Here is an 18524-nt window from a genome sequence, read left to right as displayed (position 1 = left end):
GCCATGACCTTTTCACATAAAGATCGGAAGCAAACCATTCAAGAAGCGGCAAAGACCACCTATGATGTATTGATCATCGGTGGTGGGATCACTGGCGCGGGGGTTGCTGTTCAAACCGCAGCCGCTGGGATGAAGACGGTTCTTTTGGAAATGCAGGATTTTGCCGAAGGAACGTCTTCGCGGTCCACCAAACTTGTTCATGGTGGTATTCGCTATTTGAAAACCTTTGACGTGGAAGTGGTCGCTGACACCGTGCGGGAGCGCGCGATCGTGCAGCAAATTGCTCCGCATATCCCGAAACCAGATCCAATGCTTTTGCCAATCTATGATGAACCAGGGGCAACCTTCTCCTTGTTTTCTGTCAAAGTGGCGATGGATCTTTATGATCGCTTAGCGAATGTGACAGGCAGTAAATACGAAAATTATCTGCTGACGAAAGAAGAGGTCTTAGAACGCGAACCTCAGCTGCAGGCGGAAAACTTAGTCGGTGGCGGTGTCTATCTTGATTTTCGCAACAACGATGCCCGCTTGGTGATCGAAAACATCAAACGAGCACAAGCCGATGGGGCAGCAATGATCAGTAAAGCCAAAGTCGTCGGCATCTTACATGATGAGCAAGGCATCATCAATGGGGTAGAAGTGGAGGATCAACTGACAAACGAGCGCTTTGAGGTTCACGCCAAAGTCGTGATCAACACGACAGGCCCTTGGTCAGACATCGTTCGTCAATTAGACAAGAATGATGAGTTGCCGTCACAAATGCGTCCGACGAAAGGTGTCCATTTAGTGGTCGATCGGGAAAAACTAAAAGTGCCGCAACCAACCTATTTTGATACTGGGAAAAATGATGGTCGGATGGTTTTCGTGGTACCAAGAGAAAATAAGACCTATTTTGGCACAACCGATACGGATTATACAGGCGATTTCGCCCATCCAACGGTCACGCAAGAAGATGTTGATTATCTACTGACCATCGTGAATGAACGCTTCCCTCACGCTCAGATCACCCTTGATGATATCGAAGCGAGCTGGGCAGGATTGCGTCCGTTGATTGTGAATAATGGCGGGTCTGATTACAATGGCGGCGGTAAAGGCAAACTATCGGATGAAAGCTTTGAGCAGATCGTTGAAAGCGTCAAAGAGTATCTTGAAGATGAGCGGCAGCGACCAGTCGTAGAAAAAGCCGTAAAACAAGCACAAGAACGAGTAGAAGCCAGCAAAGTGGATCCATCGCAAGTTTCTCGCGGCAGCAGTTTGGAACGCTCAAAAGACGGACTATTGACGTTGGCAGGGGGAAAAATCACCGATTATCGCTTGATGGCGGAAGGAGCAGTCAAACGGATCAATGAATTGCTCCAAGAAAGCGGTGCATCCTTCGAGTTGGTGGATTCAACCACGTACCCAGTTTCTGGTGGTGAGCTTGATGCAGCCAATGTAGAGGAAGACTTAGCGAAGCTGGCTGACCAAGCGCAAGCCGCTGGATTCGATGAAGCCGCTGCGACGTATTTGGCTCATCTTTATGGGTCGAATCTTCCCCAAGTGTTGAACTACAAGACGAAGTTTGAGGGCTTAGATGAAAAAGAAAGTACGGCCTTGAACTATTCCTTGCATGAAGAAATGGTTCTGACGCCTGTCGATTATCTATTGCGTCGGACCAACCATATCCTATTTATGCGAGACACCTTAGATGAAGTCAAAGCCGGTGTCGTTGCAGCTATGATCGACTTCTTTGGCTGGAGCGAGGAAGAAAAAGCAGCCCATGTAGCAGAATTGAACCAAGTGATCGCAGAATCAGATTTAACAGCCTTAAAAGGAGGAAAAAAAGATGAATGAAACAACCCAGATCTTTAGTGAATTTCTAGGAACGGCTATTTTGGTTTTGTTAGGGGATGGTGTGTGTGCGGCTGTCAATCTGAAAAAGAGTAAAGCAGAAGCCTCTGGCTGGATCGTGATCGCAATGGGCTGGGCGACAGCGGTAACGATTGCCGTTTACGTTTCAGGGTACATGGGACCTGCTCACTTGAATCCAGCCGTTACATTAGGCATGGCGATGACGGGGAATTTTTCTTGGAGCTTGGCTGTACCGTTTATGCTGGCACAAATTGCTGGTGCGATCGTAGGGGCGATCCTCGTTTGGCTTAACTACTTGCCATTATGGGATGAAACAAAAGACCAAGGCGCGATTTTAGGTACCTTTGCAACAGGGCCTGCAGTTCGTAATTTAGTATCGAATACCATCACTGAAGTGATTGGTACCTTTGTCTTAGTCTTTGGCTTATTGGCTTTTGGTGCCAATACCTTTACGGATGGATTAAATCCCATCGTCGTTGGGATCTTGATCTTAGCGATCGGGCTGTCGCTTGGTGGACCAACAGGCTATGCCATCAATCCGGCACGGGACTTAGGACCACGGATTGCTCACCAAATCTTGCCAATCAAAAACAAAGGGACTTCCGATTGGGGCTATGCGTTAGTACCAATCATCGGTCCAATGATCGGGGCAGCGATCGCTGCTGGTTTGTTTATGATGTTGCCATTATAAACGATGTTATTTTAAGGATGATGCCTATTGGTATCATCCTTTTTTAATCTTTAGCAATTGTCATTGAATTTGCTAAAAAAACATGGTTAAATGAAAAAGCTGAAACAGAAAGAAGGAAGGAGCTTTTGCGTGAAAAAAATTCTGCGCTTTTTCATGTGGGTGGCGATGGTCCTGATCGGACTCTTAGCTGCCGTTTTTCTGGCTTTTCAACTCTCCCCACGACCGGGGGCTTTTTTGATCGGTCATCTGTTTAACCAAGAAGTGACCATCAAGGATGAGGCAGCTTATCAAAAAAGTTTGCCGAATGTGACGGTCAAACAGGACTTGACGTATCAATCGGATTATCAACGCAGTACCTTTGATCTATATTATCCCAAAGAGGCACAAGGCCCTGTTCCAGTCATTTTTTGGGTCCATGGGGGCGGCTATGTCGGCGGAGACAAAGAAGGGGTCAAAGAGTTTGCGACCTATGTCGCCGATGAAACCAAAGCCGCTGTGATTTCGATCAATTATGAATGGGCACCAAGTCTGCATTATCCTGGACAGGTCAAACAAGTAGCCCAAGCGGTAGACTCGATCAAAGCAGATGCCCAAGCATACCCCATGCTGGATTTCGATCAACTCTTCTTCGGCGGGGATTCTGCAGGGGCCCAAATCGCTGGGCAATATGTGGCGCTGCAAACCAATCCAGCGTATGCGAAGGAAATGTCCTTTGATCAAGACATTCCTGCATCGGCCCTGAAAGGGTTTATTTCCTATTGCGGACCGCTTGATTTGAAGCAGATCGCCGGGACTTCTTCAGATGATCGCTTTATGAAATTCTTTGTCAAAACGGTTGCTTGGTCGTTATTAGGCAAAAAAGAATGGCAAGATAGTCCCCAACTGCAGGAGATCTCGCTGGTGGATAAATTGACGGCTGATTTTCCACCAACGTATATCACGGATGGCAATGCCTATTCCTTTGAAGACCAAGGCATTGCCTTTGCCAACCGGCTGCAAGCTCTTGATATTCCCGTGACGAGTCGCTTTTACAAAGGGGATTCGGAAACGGTGACCCACGAATACCAATTTGATTATAGCTTGCCCCAAGCACAGGCCTGTTTGACAGAAACGTTGACCTTTATCAAAGACCAGCTGGCTCACTAAAAAACACCTTGTTTCTCACCCTCAATTGGCGAGAAACAAGGTGTTTATTTGTCAGCAGATCAATCAAGTCCGATGAAGTAGTCATCGTCTTTCATCGCTTCTACGGAACCAAGCAGATACCCGTTCCCAACTTGTGAGAAGAAGTCGTGGTTGCTGGTACCAGTTGAAATACCGTTCATGACGATTGGATTGACATCGTTGGCGGTATCTGGGAAAAGCGGGTCTTGACCTAGATTCATCAAAGCCTTATTGGCATTGTAACGCAAGAAGGTTTTGACTTCTTCGGTCCAGCCGATCTCATCGTATAATTCTTCGGTATAACGCTCTTCATTTTCATACAACTCATACAACAAGTCGTACATCCAGTCTTTTAGCTTTTGCTGTTCGTCTTCTGGTAATTCGTTGAAACCTAATTGGAATTTGTAGCCGATATACGTGCCGTGAACGGATTCGTCACGAATGATCAATTTGATGATCTCCGCTACGTTCGCTAGTTTGTTATTGCCTAAGTAGTAAAGGGGTGTATAGAAACCTGAATAGAATAAGAAGGTCTCTAGAAATACACTGGCGATTTTTTTCTCTAGCGGTGTGCCATTTTTGTAGATCTCATTGATTCGTTCGGCTTTCTTTTGCAAATATGGATTGGTGTTGGTCCATTCAAAAATATCAGCGATCTCCGCTTTTGTATTCAGGGTGCTGAAAATCGATGAATAGCTTTTTGCATGGACAGATTCCATAAATTGGATGTTGTTCAAGACCGCTTCTTCATGTGGGGTGCGGACATCTTTACGCAGTTGATCCATACCGCTTTCTGATTGAACGGTATCTAATAAAGTCAAGCCGCCAAAGACGTAGCCCACCGTTGTTTTTTCTAATGGTGATAGCGTCCGCCAGTCATCAAGGTCATTTGATAAAGGGATCCGCGTGTCTAACCAGAATTGTTCTGTTAATTTTTCCCAAGTGGATTTATCGATGATATCTTCGATCTCATTCCAGTTGATTGCTTCATAGTAAGTCTTACCCATAGTCGGTTCCTCCAATAATCGTATCAAGACAACAGCCGACCCGCTGTCAAGAAAGAGCAGGGGCAGGCGGTTGGTTCGTTTTCAGGCAAAAGTTGGATTAGATGACGCAGCTTTCACATTGGTTGCTGCCGATCTCTTCTGCATCATCTGTAAAGGTCCGTACATAGTAGATCGATTTGATGCCTTTGTGGAAAGCGTAGTGACGCAAAATGTTCAAATCACGGGTGGTTTGTTTTGTCGTTTCTTTCCATTCGTAAAGACCTTCTGGAATATCTGAACGCATAAACAAGGTCATACTCATACCTTGATCGACGTGTTTTTGAGCAGTTGCGTAAACATCGATCACTTTGCGCATATCCATATCGTAGGCTGATTTGTAGTAGCCGATCGTCTCATTGCTCAAGTAAGGTGCTGGATAGTAGATCTTGCCGATTTTCTTTTCTTGGCGTTCTTCGATCATCCGAGTGATTGGGTGGATGCTGGCACTCGTATCATTGATATAAGAGATCGAACCATTTGGTGCAACGGCTAGGCGGTTTTGGTGATACAAGCCGGTTTCTTTGACGGTTTGTGCCAAGGCTGCCCAATCTTCACCAGTTGGTAAAAAGACGCCTTCGAACAATGCTTTGACTTTTTCCGATTTTGGTTGGTAGTCACCTTGGATATAATCGGTGAAGTAGCTGCCGTCTGCATACGCTGATTTTTCAAAGTTATGGAAAACTTCGCCTTTTTCTTTGGCGATGGCATTGCTTTCAACCAATGTCCAATAGTTCAACAACATGAAATAAAGATCAGTAAATTCAAGGGATTCTGGTGAACCATATTCCATTTGATTTTTTGCAAAATAGGTATGCAAGCCCATTGCGCCTAAACCGATCGTGTGGTTCAAGGCATTCCCATTTTGGATCGATGGTACTACGTCAATGTCAGACGCATCAGTAACAAAGGTCAAGGCACGAGTCATTGCTCGAACAGATTTCCCAAAGTCAGGGCTGTCCATCAATTTCACGATATTGGTGGAACCTAAGTTACAGCTGATATCTGTTCCTAAAACTTCGTATTCTTGTTTGCCGTTGATCTCAGATGGTGCTTGGACTTGAAGGATCTCGGAACAAAGATTACTCATGATGATCTTGCCATCGATTGGGTTGCTGCGGTTTGCTGTATCGATATTGATGATATAAGGATAACCAGATTCTTGCTGCAATTTAGAAATTTCGTTTTCTAGATCACGGGCTCTGATTTTGGTTTTGCGAATCCGTGGGTTCATGACTAAGTTGTCGTATTCCTTGGTGATATCGACATAAGAGAAGGGCACGCCATATTCTTTTTCGACACTGTAGGGACTAAAGAGATACATCTCTTCATTTTTACGCGTCAATTCGTAGAATTTGTCAGGTACGATCACGCCTAATGATAAGGTTTTGACACGGATTTTTTCATCCGCATTTTCTTTTTTCGCTGATAAAAAGCTGATGATGTCTGGGTGGAAGACGTTCAAGTAGACCACGCCAGCCCCTTGCCGTTGACCCAATTGGTTTGAGTAGCTGAAGCTATCTTCAAACAATTTCATTACAGGCATCACACCACTTGCTGCCCCTTCGTAGCCTTTGATAGGCGCGCCGGCTTCCCGCAAGTTTGATAACGTGATCCCGACACCGCCACCGATTCGTGAAAGTTGCAGCGCGGAGTTGATCCCACGACCGATCGCGTTCATGTCATCAGTGATTTGGATCAAGAAACAAGAAACCAACTCACCGCGACGTTTGCGTCCTGCATTCAAGAAAGAAGGGGTTGCTGGTTGGTAACGTTGGTAGATCATTTCATCCGCCAAGCTCATTGCTAACTCTTCATTGCCATCCGCAAAGTAAAGGGCGTTGAAAGCGACCCGATCTTCGTAACGTTCTAGATACGCGGTACCATCATTCGTTTTTAATGCGTATTGTGAATAAAATTTGTAAGCAGCCATAAATGATTTGAAAGTAAAGTGTTGCTCATCTAAGAATTGATACAATTGCTCAATAAAGGCAGGGCGATACTTTTTGATAAATTCTTCTTCTAAATAATCATTTTCAATCAAATAATTGATTTTGTCCATTGCAGTCGCAAAGGTTAAGGTATTTGGTTCAACGTTTTCTTTAAAGAATGCCGCTAAGGCTTCTTTGTCTTTATTTAATGGAATTTGACCATCTACTGGACGGTTGATCTCATTATTCAATTTGAAATAACTGACATCTTTGATTTCTTTCAAGCTCATAAATGGCTAACCTCTTTTCTTGTTTTGTTCGTATAAAAAAGGACTTGCGGTCTGGACGACTGACAAATCCCTCAAAAGCATCACATTGAGAAAAATCTTAGCTCGCTAATTGACGTAGTTGATCTGGACGGAAACCGATGATCGTTTGCGCATCAGAGGTAATGACTGGCACACTTTGGAATCCTTGTTCTTTCAAAAATTCTAATGCTTCAGGCTCATTATCAATATTGATTTCTTCAAATGCAATCTGATTTTCACTTAAAAAGCGTTTCGCCATTTTACATTGCATGCAGTTGTTTTTAGAAAATAGTTTGATATTCATAATTGTTTCCTCCGAGTTGTAATAGTTATAAACCTAGTATAAATAAGTCTCGGAGAAAGTCAACGAAAAAACACTATATCTTGTGCTTGTGAATTCGGCATACACAATTTATAGTGTTTCTGTGTTTTTTATGCAAGGGAAAAAAGCGGAAAATACTTAGAATTACAAGGTTTTTGCGTAATTAATACAGGGGATATGCAATCAAAATGAGTAAAAAAAATCCGTATTGTGAAGGAAGATTCAAAGTGAGGGCCGAAACAGATTGACTTCTTATGGAAATGGCTCTATTATAATGATAATCATTCTCAATTAAAGTAGGTTAATTATAACAACACTTCACAAAAGGAGTAAGAAGCAATGAAAATGGCGCAAACTCGGGCTTCTGGAACATACAAAATCGACTCGTTGGCAACCACCAAAGAAATCACGGCTCATTTAAATGATCTTGGTATTCGCACGGGCGTTGAAATCGTTGTGGTACAAAAAGATCGCAAAGGCGGCATCATTTTACACCAAGGGACGCGGATCGCTTTAGATGAACGGGTCATGGAACAAATCGATGTCACAGAAACCCAGCAGCAAACCATCATTACCTCTTTGGATCAGCTGCAAGTCGGTGAAAGCGGGAAGGTCAATCAGATCGCCGCCAAAGGTGCGGTGCGCCGTCGATTGATGGATATGGGACTTACGAAAAACGTCCATTTGGAAGTGGTGAAGCTGGCTCCTTTGGGTGATCCGATGGAGATTCGGCTCCGCGGCTATGAATTGTCTTTGAGAAAGCAAGAAGCAGCGTTGGTTTTTGTCGAAAAAGGAGTCGAAGCGTAATGACCTATCACTTTGCATTAGCAGGAAATCCCAATAGCGGGAAAACGAGTACCTTTAATCAATTGACCGGTGCCAAACAAACAGTGGGGAATTGGCCAGGCGTTACCGTGGAACGAAAAGCGGGGCGACTGCGAAAAGACCGACAAGTATTGATCCAAGATCTACCAGGGATCTATTCCTTGTCGCCGTACACACCAGAAGAACTGATTTCTCGCAATTATTTGATGGAAGCATCATTGGACGCGGTGATCAATATTATCGATGGAACCAACCTGGAGCGCAACCTGTATCTAACATTGCAATTATTAGAAATGAATGTCCCGACTGTGGCAGCCATCAACATGATCGACCTATTAAAGAAAAAAGGCTTGCAGATCAATTTCGAAAAGCTGGCTTACGGTCTAGGGGTTCCCGTAGTAGGGATCAGTGCTTTGAAGCAACGCGGCTTAACCAAAATGATCGAGGCAGCGAAGCATGTAGCCAATACACAACCGCTTCCTCCCCGCTACGATGCTCGTCTAGAAGCTGGCTTGACCGAGATCATGGCGATTTTGCCAGAGACGATCCCTCAGCAGCAAAAACGCTGGTTTGCCATAAAACTCTTTGAAAAAGATGAAGCGATTCAGACGATGTGTAAACTGACTGATTCCCAGCAGGCAGTCCTTCAGGAGACGATTTCGATTTTAGAGCTGATCTTTAAAGACAGCAGTGACGCCATTCTCGTCAATGAGCGCTATGGCTTCATTGAAGAATTGTTGGCGCTGGCAGTCATCAAGGAAACAGATCAGCACTTAGCCTTCAGCGACAAAATCGACCGTGTGTTGACCCATCGCGTATTGGCACTACCGATTTTTGCCTTCATTATGTGGGGAATCTACTATTTATCGATTCAGACGATTGGTACGATTGGTACTGATTGGGTCAATGATGTATTATTTGGCAGCTGGATTCCCGAAACAGCAGCGCACTGGCTAGAACAGCTGCAAGTCGCCCAGTGGCTGCAAGAACTGATTTTAGACGGCATCGTGGCAGGGGTCGGTGCGGTCTTAGGCTTTTTGCCGCAGATCTTCGTGCTCTTTTTTTGTTTGGCTATCTTGGAGGACTGCGGATACATGGCACGGGTGGCATTTGTCATGGACCGCCTGTTTCGCAAGTTTGGTCTATCTGGCAAGTCGTTTATCCCCATGTTGATCGCTACCGGTTGCGGGGTGCCCGGCGTGATGGCAAGCCGAACGATTGAAAATGAAAAGGATCGTCGGTTGACGGTGATGGTCACGACCTTCATGCCATGTTCTGCCAAATTGCCGATCATCGCATTGATTTCAGGAGCCTTTTTCCCTCAGTATAGTTGGGTCGCCCCATCGGCCTATTTTGTCGGCATGGGTGCTGTGATTTTTTCAGGGATCGTCTTGAAAAAAACGCCTTTATTTGCAGGTGATCTGGCACCATTTATTATGGAACTGCCAGCGTATCACTTGCCGCAGCTCACAACGATTTTGAAAAGTGCCTGTGATCGAGCCATTGCTTTTGTGAAAAAAGCCGGTACGATAATTTTTGTGGCTTGTATCTTTGTCTGGTTTACCTCCAGCTACAGCTTTGCCTTGCAGCGGGTCACAGAAGACCAAAGCATTTTGGCCTTTTTCGGACGACTTTTGGCGCCGCTTTTTGCTCCCCTAGGCTGGGGAACCTGGCGAGGCGCCGTGGCGACGATCACTGGCCTGGTCGCCAAAGAAAATGTGATCGGCACCTTTGGGATCCTCTACGGACAAACTGGGGAGTTGTCAGAAAGCGGGACGGAGATTTGGCAAGTGTTGCGCGGCGATTACACTGCTGTGGCGGCATACTCTTTTCTCGTCTTTAATTTACTATGTGCCCCTTGTTTTGCTGCTATCGGTGCGATCCACCGTGAAATGGGGGACAGCAAGTGGACGTGGTTAGCCATTGGCTATCAATGCGGCTTGGCATACTGCGCCAGCTTGTTGGTCTACCAATTCGGGCACGTCGTCTTTGAAGGCGGACACCTCACGCTGGGTGTTTTCGCGGCAATCCTCATTGCTGGGCTATTGGTATTTGCTCTGTTGAAGAAACCATTCCGCGGGAGTGCACCCTTGATCCAAGTCGTAGGAGGCGAAAAATGATTGCTACAATAATTCTAAGCGGCCTGATTTTTGGCTATGGCACCCGTGTGGTGTACCGCATGGTGAAAAAGGATCATTGTTCTGATTGTCATATCAGTTGTCCTGTGAAGCATGAGGAAGCAAAGTAGAAAATAGCAGTTGTAAGTAAAAATTTGTGTGAAAATACCTACAGGTAGAAATACAATTGAAACGGTAGATCTTAGCCATGAATAGATTGTTTGCTTTAAGAAGTTCTTAGTTTATTTAAGAGCTTCTTTTTTTATTGTGGGTGCAAGCAAAAGATCTGTCCATTTTTGGTTCACTTTTTCCTTGAGAGAATAAGTTTTGTGAACTGCTCAAGAAGGATATCGAGAAAAACTGGAGGCTAATAAAAAAAATAGCCAGTATATCTGGTCTTTTTGAAAAGAGCAGTTCACTTAATCTGGAAGCGCGTACAAATATGTGGTCTCAAATCGTCTATTCAGGCCAGAACTTTTCACTTATAGTGTGTGTATAGGAATGATCTCGAGAAATTCTTTACTAAAACCTAAAGAAATTTTTTTTAGAAAGGAAATCGTCGTTTGCAAACTACATTATTAACAAAAGAAAACATTTTACTTCAGCAAGACAGTACCAGTTGGCAAGAAGCAATCAAAAAAGCTGCCCAGCCGTTATTGAAGAATGGCAGCGTTACAAAACAGTATGTCGAAGCGATGGTTCAATCTGTCTTAGATGCCGGGCCGTATATCGTGCTTATGCCTGGGTTTGCTTTGGCCCATGCCCGATCAGAAGATGGGGTTTGTCGTTTAGGACTAAGTGCGATGACATTAAATACCCCCATCTCATTTGGTTCGCCCAATGATCCAGTGAAAGTCATTTTCTGTTTGGCAGCGATAGACCCGACCAGTCATTTGGAACTGATGGGTGAGTTAGCAGAAGTTTTAGCAAGGGACAATATCATTGATCGTTTAGCAAATGTGCAGACACCAGAAGCATTTATAAAACTATTAGAAGAAACGAGGAGTTAAGATGGGATTCTTTCAAAAAAAGAAAAATGATGCATCGATCCAAGCAGATGCAAAACCTAAGACAAGTAATGGTAAGAAATATTTGATAGCGGTTGCATGCCGTGCGGGGATGGGGAGTTCAACGCTGCTTCACATAAAAGTAAAATCAGTGATTGAAGAAAACGGCTATCCCATTGAAACGATTCATGGAAACCTAGACGTCCTCATTGGTTTTACGGGCGATGCCTTTATGAGTATGGCAGATATCGCAGCGGAACCTGATTTTCAAAACAAACCTTATGAAGTCATAGGCATTCAAAATATTATGAGTAAAGAAGAGATCCAAGGAAAACTAGAAACATTTCTTGAAACGATGCAAACAAAATAAATTGATGGAGCGAGGAATAAATTGAATGGCAATTTTAGTAATGAACCAATTCAGAAATACTGCTGTGTTGCTAATGATTTTGGCTTTGATTGGGTTACTTGCACAAAGAAAGCCTGCGAAGGAGACCCTGAGCGGTGTCCTCAAAGTGGGCATTGGGTTTATGATTTTTAATATTGGTGGTGGTCATGTAGGAACGATTGCTGCAAATTTTGCCACGTTGTTTCAGACCGCATTTGGTGTTCAAGGGACGGTTCTGGCAGTAGAGCCTGCTACAGCGTTAGCCATGGATGTATATGGTTTTGAAATATCAATGATTATGGGCTCAGGGTTCATATTCGGATTAGTTATTGCGAAATTGACGCCTTTAAAATCAATTTTCTTAACCGGTCAGCATTATCTTTTCTTTGCTGCTGTCATTGGGTTGATTTTTATTTCGAATGGTATGCCCACTTGGGTAACAGTTATCTTTGGTTCTTTGGTGCTAGGTTTTGCAGGAGCAGGGCTGCCCAAATTGGCTCAGAAATATACAGATGAGCTGACAGGTAATGCAGGGGTTGCACTAGGTCACTTTAACTTGATTTTTTACTGGTTCTCAGGTGTCATCGGCAGTGTCATTGGAGGGAAAAATTGGCAAGCAAAGAAAGAGAAAGCAGCCAATCGCGAGCTCCCTGATTTCTTCTCCGTATTCCGAGATTTTGTCTTCTCTGTTGCATTTTTCATGATTATTCTTTTCTACATTGCAACGATCGCAGCAGTTTTAAGTGGTCATATGGATGTCGTTCAAGAAATGGCTGGCAACGACTTATGGTTCTTGTATCCGTTGATTCAAGGGTTGCAATTTGCTGCGGGGATGTCTGTACTGATTTATGGTGTGCGTCAATTTATTGCTGAATTAACGGCTGCCTTCGTGGCGATCTCAGAAAAATATATCCCAGGATCAATGCCGGCAGTAGATGTTCCTGTGTTTTTCCAATATGCGCCAACCATGGTTCCTGTCGGTTTTATTACCTCGTTTATAGGTGGGTTAACAGCGACGTTTGCCATGGCTGCTATGGGTTCTCCCGTTGTGCTTTTGCCAGCAGCTGGGATTGCTTTTTTCTCGGGTGGAACCATGGGTGTCTTTGGTTCAATAAGAGGCGGGTTGAAAGGGGCGATCATCGCATCCTTCTTAGGCGGTATTTTGCTGACTGCATTGCCTTTGGTGCTTTTCCCAGCTTTTTCTGAATTAGGCATCACAGACGCTGGATTTCCTCAAATCGACTACAATATTATCGGAATTTTACTAGACAAAATCTTAAAACTATTTAGTTAAACAGTATGATTAGCAAGGAGAAGGATGGATACAATTTCTCCTTGCTATAAGGAAGGAAAATCTGTATTGAATGAAAAAAACGTTTTGTTTGCATATAGTACGAATTTAAAAGCCCAAAGCGATGCTCAATTTTATCGGCTTGAAGAAGAAGAAGTCTATCAACAGATGGTGAAGGCCAAAGAACTTATTCTCCATGCAGAAAAAAATCATAAGCGCGTTCATGTAACAGGCGTGGGAAAATGTTCCTATGTAGCAGGCTATGCAGCTTCACTTTTCTCCTCTGTCGGTACGCCAGCCTATTTTTTAGACACAACCGAAACTGTGCACGGATCGGCAGGACAAGTCGTGGCTGGCGATGTAGTGATTGCGATAAGTAATAGTGGGAACACCAAAGAATTAGAATATGCACTTGCTGCCTTAAAAGCCAATGGCGCCGTAATTTTAGCGGTAACAGGAAATGAAGATTCTTCCCTAGCTTCCTGTGCTGAAGTCACATTGTCTTCTTATGTTTCCCAAGAAGGGGACTCATTGAATAAACCGCCACGTTCCTCTGTGATCGCCCAAATGATCCAGCTGCAGGTTCTGTCGGTGTTGCTGCAAGAAGCAAAAGAAATCAATTTAGAAGATTACCTTAAATGGCATCCAGGGGGAAGCTTAGGAGCAACGACAAAAAAGGAGCTTACACAATGAAAATCAGAGGAATTATACCAGCAATGGTCACACCATTAAATGAGAACGGTATCAATGAAGAGGGCACTAGAAAGCTTGTAAGACATTTGATTGCTGGTGGTGTCCACGGGTTGTTTATTTTAGGAACCAATGGCGAATTTCATACCTTAAGCAAAGAAGAGAAAATCCAGTTTGCAAAAATCGTTGTCGATGAAGTATCGGGCAGAGTACCAGTATTTGCAGGTGCCGGAGATATTGCAACGAATAAAGTGATTGAGTTAGTAAATGAGTTTGCAAAAATCGGCGTTGATGCTGCTTCCATTATTACACCATATCTTTTGAAATATACCGATGAAGAGCTGATTCATCATTATCGTGTGATTGCTGAGCAAACGACACTGCCAATCATTTTGTACAATATTCCGCCAAATACTAGAAATTTCATCAATCGTCATGTTTTCTCGGAATTACTCAAAATTGATTCGATCATTGGGATAAAAGATTCGAGCGGTGATCTAGAAAACTTTAAGGGCTATCTTGAATTAAATCATCGAGAGGATTTCTCTTTGCTGATGGGAAGCGACTCTAAGATTTTAGAAGCATTACAGTTAGGAGCAGATGGTTCTGTGGCTTCAACCGCAAATGTTGTGACGAAAACAGATGTGTCGATCTATGAACAATTTGTAGCTGGAAACATAGAACAAGCACGGCAAGCACAAGCAAGTATTGATGATTTTAGAGAAGCCTGCAAATGCTCAACGATTCCGTCTGGGCTGAAATACTGTTTGCGGGCAATCGGACAGGATGTTGGGTTACCGAAACTGCCTGTTCTAGATCTTACGAAAGAAGAAAAGCAGCAGGTGGATCAAGTGCTTCAAAAATATGTACAAGCGGAAGGATTTACATTGAAAGTAGAACAGTAGGCTGCAGAAATGGGGGAACATTGATGGTGAAAATTGACTATAGGACGAGAAAGATGATGATGGCTCTGATTGAAAAACCGACCATCAGTTACGATTATCTTCAGCGGAATTATTCTATGAACCGCACTCAAATAGAGTATACCATTGATAAAATCAACCAGTTTCTATCTGCCCAAAAACTACCACTTAGCGTGAATAAGGAAAGTGTGATCCGACTGCCTGAAAAAAGCAAGGAATATTTGTTGGAGTCATTTTTACGTGAGCGTATGTTTAAGTATTATGAGATGAGTTCAAAAGAACGAGGAAAATATATCTTTTTGACGCTCTTTTACTACGAGAAAGACTATCTGTCGGTCAACCATTTTTTAGATGCGTTAAAAATCGGCAAAACAACCTTTATGAGTGATCTGCGCAAATTACAAGCGGAATTGCAGGGGTACGATATTTCAATCAGTTACTCGAGAAAAGAGGGGTATCACTTAGCAGGTGATGAACTGATGATTCGTTACGCTTTATTTCGAATGATTTTGGAAGATGTAACTAGCAAGGACGATGATTTTATCTACCGTTACTTTATTCATAACGAACGAATACAATTGGCGGATGAGCAGGACACCTATCTTTCTCTTCTTTTAGAAAAACATGCGATAGAGTTAGTTGAAAATAGGTTGATTGAATTGAACTATATCCTTATTTTTTTATACCCAAGAATGGGCTTGAATGAATTTGATCTAAAACCTTTTTCTAATGATCATGAGTTAGTAAAAATGAAGGAGTACCGCTTTGCTGAAGAAGTTTTAGAAAACGCAGGGGTGATGAATAGTATAGAAAAGAACTATCTCTGTGGGTGGGTACTGGGAATGGCATTAGGGAATGAAAAGGAATGGCTTCAAGGAAATTTGGTCATCATTGACTTGGTAGAAAGAATTGTCGAGCGATTTGAATTGCTTTCAGGTATTCGTTTCAAGGATAAACACTCTGTCATCAAGCAATTATATAGTCATTTTCGACCGACCTATTTCCGAATGCTGTTTCGATTACCGATCATCAACCCTATGCAGGATAAAATTTTTGAAAAATATAATGACCTTTATCAGATCGTAAAAGAAACCTTGAGACCAATCAGTGATAGCTTTGATTCAAAGCTTCCAGATGAAGAAGTAGCCTTTTTAACCATGCACTTTGCGCTTTTGATCAGAAATTCTGAAGAATATATGGTGCAACAAAAAGTGGGGGTCGTTGTCTGCCCAAATGGTATTGGAAGCTCAGCAATCATTTACAATGAATTAAAGGAAATCTTTCCCTCTTTTATCTTATTGGGACCGATTGAAACAAGCGAACTGCATTCATTTGATCAGTCATACGATATCATTTTTACGACAAAACCCAACTTTCAACTTTATCCGTTAAAAAAGCCGATTTTTGTAGTAAACCCGATCATGTCTTACGAGGAACGAACCCAGTTGTTTTTAGATGTCAAATTCGAAACCAGTACAAGCATCAAGCCCAATACTGTGACGATCGACGGCTTGATGCAGGTTATTCAACAATATTCAACAGTTACTAGTGAGTCAGCTCTGCGGCATCATTTAGAGAAATTTGTACAAGAGACCTGCTCGCCAACGGCATCTATCATGTCTCAAAAAGAGAAAAAGTCAAAAGAACCTGCAATGCTGTTGGATATGATGCGTCCAGAATTGATACAATTAAACAAAAAAGCCAGAACATGGGAAGAGGCCTTTTATCTCGCAGCCAATCCATTGATTGAAAGAAAGATCATCACTAGAAATTACATCGATTCGATCATTCAACAAACCAGATCAGAAGGCGCTTATATGGTGATATTCGATCAAGTTGCCTTACCGCATACAGTTCCTGAAGCAGGTGCAAAAAAACTTGGCATGGGATTGACAACGTTAGAATCTGAAGTATATGTCTTGGGAACGATTCCTGTAAAGTATATCTTTACCCTTTCTGCATTAGACAGCAAGCAGCATCTAAATGCGATGACTCAGTTTATTACCCTTATTGAATCCAAAGATTTTTTTCGAGAATTAGAAAAACATGAATGTCCGGAAACAGTTTATCAATGGTTTGCAGAGATTTTACGTACTGCTGTTGTATAAATTTTTTCGAAAATACTGTAAGTCTTATAGGATAAAACAGATACTCTTTGGTCTTTATTGAGAGAAGCGTGCGAAGGGGAGTCATTTGCCTTCATCATTTGCTGCTGTTCATCCGAACGCAAGCGATGTTACTCAGAACTGTTAACAGCGGAAGAATTCTCTAATGATACTAATTTATGCCGTTTGAGGTTAGTCCAGTTCTACAAGAAAGATGCATTCGGGAATCAGCTACTATAGAAGTGGAGAAACAGTTCGATCACGATCGGGCTGTTTTTTTATTCTTTACAAAACGACCTATTAAAGGAATCTCAAATATAGTATAATTATTTAATAAAAAGATATTATTTAGTGAGGTTCGCAGGAAAGGGAGCAGGGAATCTCGTTAGAACGTAAACGAAGATAGGTTTTTGATAAAGCAGAGTGAAAGGGTGAGGGCATGAGACAACAACGAAGACGGGAGCGTCAGAAACACCAGCGGATCATTGTGGGGTTAAGTACAGCGTTGCTGGCAATCATACTTGGAGTGATTTATCTAGTGATTCAAGTGACAAGCATCCCCGAACAGCGTCATACAGCAGAAACGACAAAGGCAACAAAGCCAATGCAAGAAACGAGTAGTTCTACCGAAACAAAGCCAGCAGTAAAAACCATCACAGTGACAGCTAGTGGCGATATGCTTTATCATACACCTGTTTATTTAAGCGCTTACGATGGGAAGCGTTATGATTTTGACAATGATTTTGAGCAAGTCAAACCGCTGATTGCATCGGCGGACCTTGCTTTAGGTGATTTTGAAGGAACCATCAATCCTAATAAACCGCTTGGCGGTTTTCCCTTATTCAACGCCCCTATCGATGCTGTTGCCAGTATCAAAGACGCGGGCTTTGATGTGATCGATCTTGCCCATAACCATATTTTAGATACAGGGATCGAAGGAATCAAAACAACGGCGGCTGCTTTTCACGACCAAGGCTTGGCAACGATTGGTGTCACGGTCGACAATAGCGGAATCCTGGTCAAAGAAGTCAACGGGATTAAAGTTGCTCTCTTGGCCTATGCCTATGGCTTCAATGGCCTTGAAGAAAGCTTAACTCAAGCAGAGTATGACACCTATTTGAAAGACTTGTCGTTAGATAAAGTGGAAGCAGAGATCAAAGAAGCGGAAAGCTTGGCGGATATCACCATCGTGATGCCTCAGTCTGGTGTCGAGTATTCTTTAGAACCAACGGAAGAACAACAAACTGTTTATCGGAAGATGATCGATTTTGGTGCTGATATTATCTTCGGTGGCCATCCGCATGTAGCAGAACCAACCGAAATCATCGAAAAGGACGGGGAAAAGAAATTTATCATTTATTCAATGGGAAACTTATTGTCGAATCAACGTTATGAAACCGTCAATAACAACTATTGGACCGAACGAGGCGTCATCCCAGAAGTTGAAATCTCCAAAGAAGGGCAGCGGACCTATTTAAGCAAGATTGCCTTGCATCCGACTTGGGTCTCCAAAGAACCGATCCCTGATCGTACCTATTATGATCCAGAATACGGCGTCTTGCAGGCCTTTGATTTTCAAGTTTACCTTGCCGCAGATTATCTGCCAGATGGGCAATATGCCAAAAATGTCCCTGAAGAAAAGCGCCAGCGGATCGAAACCGCCTACCATGAAATGCTGGAGCTGTTGGATTTGAAGTGGGAGTAGTGAGGACAAGAAAGCAATCTGGCTAACAGGTTGCTTTTTTATTGGCTATCGAAGAGTATGAACCATGAAATGAAAGTCAATCTATTTTTTAAAACATGACACCAGATCACCATTTATGAACAAAAAATGACACCTCAAGCTGATAAAAATAAGTAATAATGTC

16 protein-coding genes are annotated in these 18524 nt (G+C 43.0%); 13 read left to right on the top strand and 3 right to left on the bottom strand.

The window, feature by feature from the left end:
* Positions 1 to 3 precede the first annotated feature (3 nt).
* The 3 genes from glpO (at position 4) to IGJ05_RS07955 (ending at position 3688) form a co-directional block, all read left to right on the top strand.
* Positions 4 to 1833, top strand: a complete 1830-nt coding sequence (gene glpO / locus IGJ05_RS07965) for a type 1 glycerol-3-phosphate oxidase (RefSeq protein ID WP_081116785.1) — start codon at positions 4 to 6, stop codon at positions 1831 to 1833.
* Positions 1826 to 2542, top strand: a complete 717-nt coding sequence (locus tag IGJ05_RS07960; RefSeq protein ID WP_005225178.1) for an MIP/aquaporin family protein — start codon at positions 1826 to 1828, stop codon at positions 2540 to 2542. Before glpO ends, IGJ05_RS07960 begins: the two co-directional genes overlap by 8 nt.
* 90 nt (positions 2543 to 2632) lie before the next feature.
* The gene (locus IGJ05_RS07955) at positions 2633 to 3688 is read left to right on the top strand and encodes an alpha/beta hydrolase (RefSeq protein ID WP_194185653.1); all 1056 of its coding nucleotides are present in this window, start codon (positions 2633 to 2635) and stop codon (positions 3686 to 3688) included.
* A gap of 59 nt (positions 3689 to 3747) precedes the next feature.
* Here IGJ05_RS07955 and nrdF read toward each other — a convergent pair whose 3' ends face one another.
* The 3 genes from nrdF to nrdH form a co-directional block, all read right to left on the bottom strand.
* Entirely contained in the window at positions 3748 to 4713 is a 966-nt protein-coding gene (gene nrdF, locus IGJ05_RS07950) for a class 1b ribonucleoside-diphosphate reductase subunit beta (protein ID WP_005225180.1), read from the bottom strand.
* 97 nt (positions 4714 to 4810) lie between these two features.
* Positions 4811 to 6970 carry a class 1b ribonucleoside-diphosphate reductase subunit alpha gene (nrdE, locus tag IGJ05_RS07945; RefSeq protein ID WP_081116783.1) on the bottom strand — a complete coding sequence of 720 codons (2160 nt, stop codon included), beginning with the start codon at positions 6968 to 6970 and terminating at the stop codon, positions 4811 to 4813.
* Between the two features lie 97 nt (positions 6971 to 7067).
* Positions 7068 to 7292 (bottom strand): glutaredoxin-like protein NrdH, encoded by a 225-nt coding sequence (gene nrdH, locus IGJ05_RS07940; protein ID WP_005225182.1) that lies wholly within the window; start codon positions 7290 to 7292, stop codon positions 7068 to 7070.
* A gap of 357 nt (positions 7293 to 7649) precedes the next feature.
* Between nrdH and IGJ05_RS07935 the strand changes: the two genes are divergently transcribed.
* From IGJ05_RS07935 to IGJ05_RS07890, 10 genes are all read left to right on the top strand, one after another.
* On the top strand, positions 7650 to 8117 hold the full coding sequence (locus IGJ05_RS07935; RefSeq protein ID WP_060793026.1) for a FeoA family protein: 468 nt from the start codon (positions 7650 to 7652) through the stop codon (positions 8115 to 8117).
* Positions 8117 to 10255, top strand: coding sequence for a ferrous iron transport protein B (gene feoB / locus IGJ05_RS07930; protein WP_142967585.1), 2139 nt, complete (start codon positions 8117 to 8119; stop codon positions 10253 to 10255). The genes IGJ05_RS07935 and feoB overlap by 1 nt, the downstream gene beginning before the upstream one ends.
* Positions 10252 to 10383, top strand: coding sequence for a FeoB-associated Cys-rich membrane protein (locus tag IGJ05_RS07925; protein WP_115224854.1), 132 nt, complete (start codon positions 10252 to 10254; stop codon positions 10381 to 10383). Before feoB ends, IGJ05_RS07925 begins: the two co-directional genes overlap by 4 nt.
* A gap of 432 nt (positions 10384 to 10815) precedes the next feature.
* Positions 10816 to 11262 (top strand): PTS sugar transporter subunit IIA, encoded by a 447-nt coding sequence (locus IGJ05_RS07920; RefSeq protein WP_016610455.1) that lies wholly within the window; start codon positions 10816 to 10818, stop codon positions 11260 to 11262.
* Between the two features lies 1 nt (position 11263).
* The gene (locus IGJ05_RS07915) at positions 11264 to 11629 is read left to right on the top strand and encodes a PTS sugar transporter subunit IIB (protein WP_016610456.1); all 366 of its coding nucleotides are present in this window, start codon (positions 11264 to 11266) and stop codon (positions 11627 to 11629) included.
* 25 nt (positions 11630 to 11654) lie between these two features.
* Positions 11655 to 12941, top strand: coding sequence for a PTS ascorbate transporter subunit IIC (locus IGJ05_RS07910; protein ID WP_081116782.1), 1287 nt, complete (start codon positions 11655 to 11657; stop codon positions 12939 to 12941).
* A 24-nt stretch (positions 12942 to 12965) separates the two neighbouring features.
* Positions 12966 to 13631, top strand: coding sequence for an SIS domain-containing protein (locus IGJ05_RS07905; RefSeq protein ID WP_060793029.1), 666 nt, complete (start codon positions 12966 to 12968; stop codon positions 13629 to 13631).
* Positions 13628 to 14533, top strand: a complete 906-nt coding sequence (gene dapA / locus IGJ05_RS07900; RefSeq protein ID WP_060793030.1) for a 4-hydroxy-tetrahydrodipicolinate synthase — start codon at positions 13628 to 13630, stop codon at positions 14531 to 14533. Before IGJ05_RS07905 ends, dapA begins: the two co-directional genes overlap by 4 nt.
* Positions 14534 to 14556: 23 nt before the next feature.
* The gene (locus IGJ05_RS07895; RefSeq protein ID WP_081116781.1) at positions 14557 to 16659 is read left to right on the top strand and encodes a BglG family transcription antiterminator; all 2103 of its coding nucleotides are present in this window, start codon (positions 14557 to 14559) and stop codon (positions 16657 to 16659) included.
* A 436-nt stretch (positions 16660 to 17095) separates the two neighbouring features.
* The gene (locus tag IGJ05_RS07890; RefSeq protein WP_060793031.1) at positions 17096 to 18361 is read left to right on the top strand and encodes a CapA family protein; all 1266 of its coding nucleotides are present in this window, start codon (positions 17096 to 17098) and stop codon (positions 18359 to 18361) included.
* Positions 18362 to 18524 lie beyond the last annotated feature (163 nt).

This window comes from Enterococcus sp. AZ167 (assembly GCF_051714025.1).
Classification (GTDB): Bacteria; Bacillota; Bacilli; order Lactobacillales; family Enterococcaceae; genus Enterococcus_D; species Enterococcus_D casseliflavus.
This window is presented reverse-complemented; position numbering and strand designations above follow the sequence as displayed.

Excerpts from the sequence above, each read along its gene's own strand:
- nrdF (WP_005225180.1), bottom strand. The coding sequence starts at position 4,713 with ATGGGTAAGACTTACTATGAAGCAATCAACTGGAATGAGATCGAAGAT.
- IGJ05_RS07935 (WP_060793026.1), top strand. The coding sequence starts at position 7,650 with ATGAAAATGGCGCAAACTCGGGCTTCTGGAACATACAAAATCGACTCG.
- glpO (WP_081116785.1), top strand. The coding sequence starts at position 4 with ATGACCTTTTCACATAAAGATCGGAAGCAAACCATTCAAGAAGCGGCA.
- nrdH (WP_005225182.1), bottom strand. The coding sequence starts at position 7,292 with ATGAATATCAAACTATTTTCTAAAAACAACTGCATGCAATGTAAAATG.
- feoB (WP_142967585.1), top strand. The coding sequence starts at position 8,117 with ATGACCTATCACTTTGCATTAGCAGGAAATCCCAATAGCGGGAAAACG.
- dapA (WP_060793030.1), top strand. The coding sequence starts at position 13,628 with ATGAAAATCAGAGGAATTATACCAGCAATGGTCACACCATTAAATGAG.
- IGJ05_RS07905 (WP_060793029.1), top strand. The coding sequence starts at position 12,966 with ATGGATACAATTTCTCCTTGCTATAAGGAAGGAAAATCTGTATTGAAT.
- IGJ05_RS07960 (WP_005225178.1), top strand. The coding sequence starts at position 1,826 with ATGAATGAAACAACCCAGATCTTTAGTGAATTTCTAGGAACGGCTATT.
- IGJ05_RS07890 (WP_060793031.1), top strand. The coding sequence starts at position 17,096 with ATGAGACAACAACGAAGACGGGAGCGTCAGAAACACCAGCGGATCATT.
- IGJ05_RS07925 (WP_115224854.1), top strand. The coding sequence starts at position 10,252 with ATGATTGCTACAATAATTCTAAGCGGCCTGATTTTTGGCTATGGCACC.
- nrdE (WP_081116783.1), bottom strand. The coding sequence starts at position 6,970 with ATGAGCTTGAAAGAAATCAAAGATGTCAGTTATTTCAAATTGAATAAT.
- IGJ05_RS07910 (WP_081116782.1), top strand. The coding sequence starts at position 11,655 with ATGGCAATTTTAGTAATGAACCAATTCAGAAATACTGCTGTGTTGCTA.
- IGJ05_RS07895 (WP_081116781.1), top strand. The coding sequence starts at position 14,557 with ATGGTGAAAATTGACTATAGGACGAGAAAGATGATGATGGCTCTGATT.
- IGJ05_RS07955 (WP_194185653.1), top strand. The coding sequence starts at position 2,633 with ATGAAAAAGCTGAAACAGAAAGAAGGAAGGAGCTTTTGCGTGAAAAAA.
- IGJ05_RS07915 (WP_016610456.1), top strand. The coding sequence starts at position 11,264 with ATGGGATTCTTTCAAAAAAAGAAAAATGATGCATCGATCCAAGCAGAT.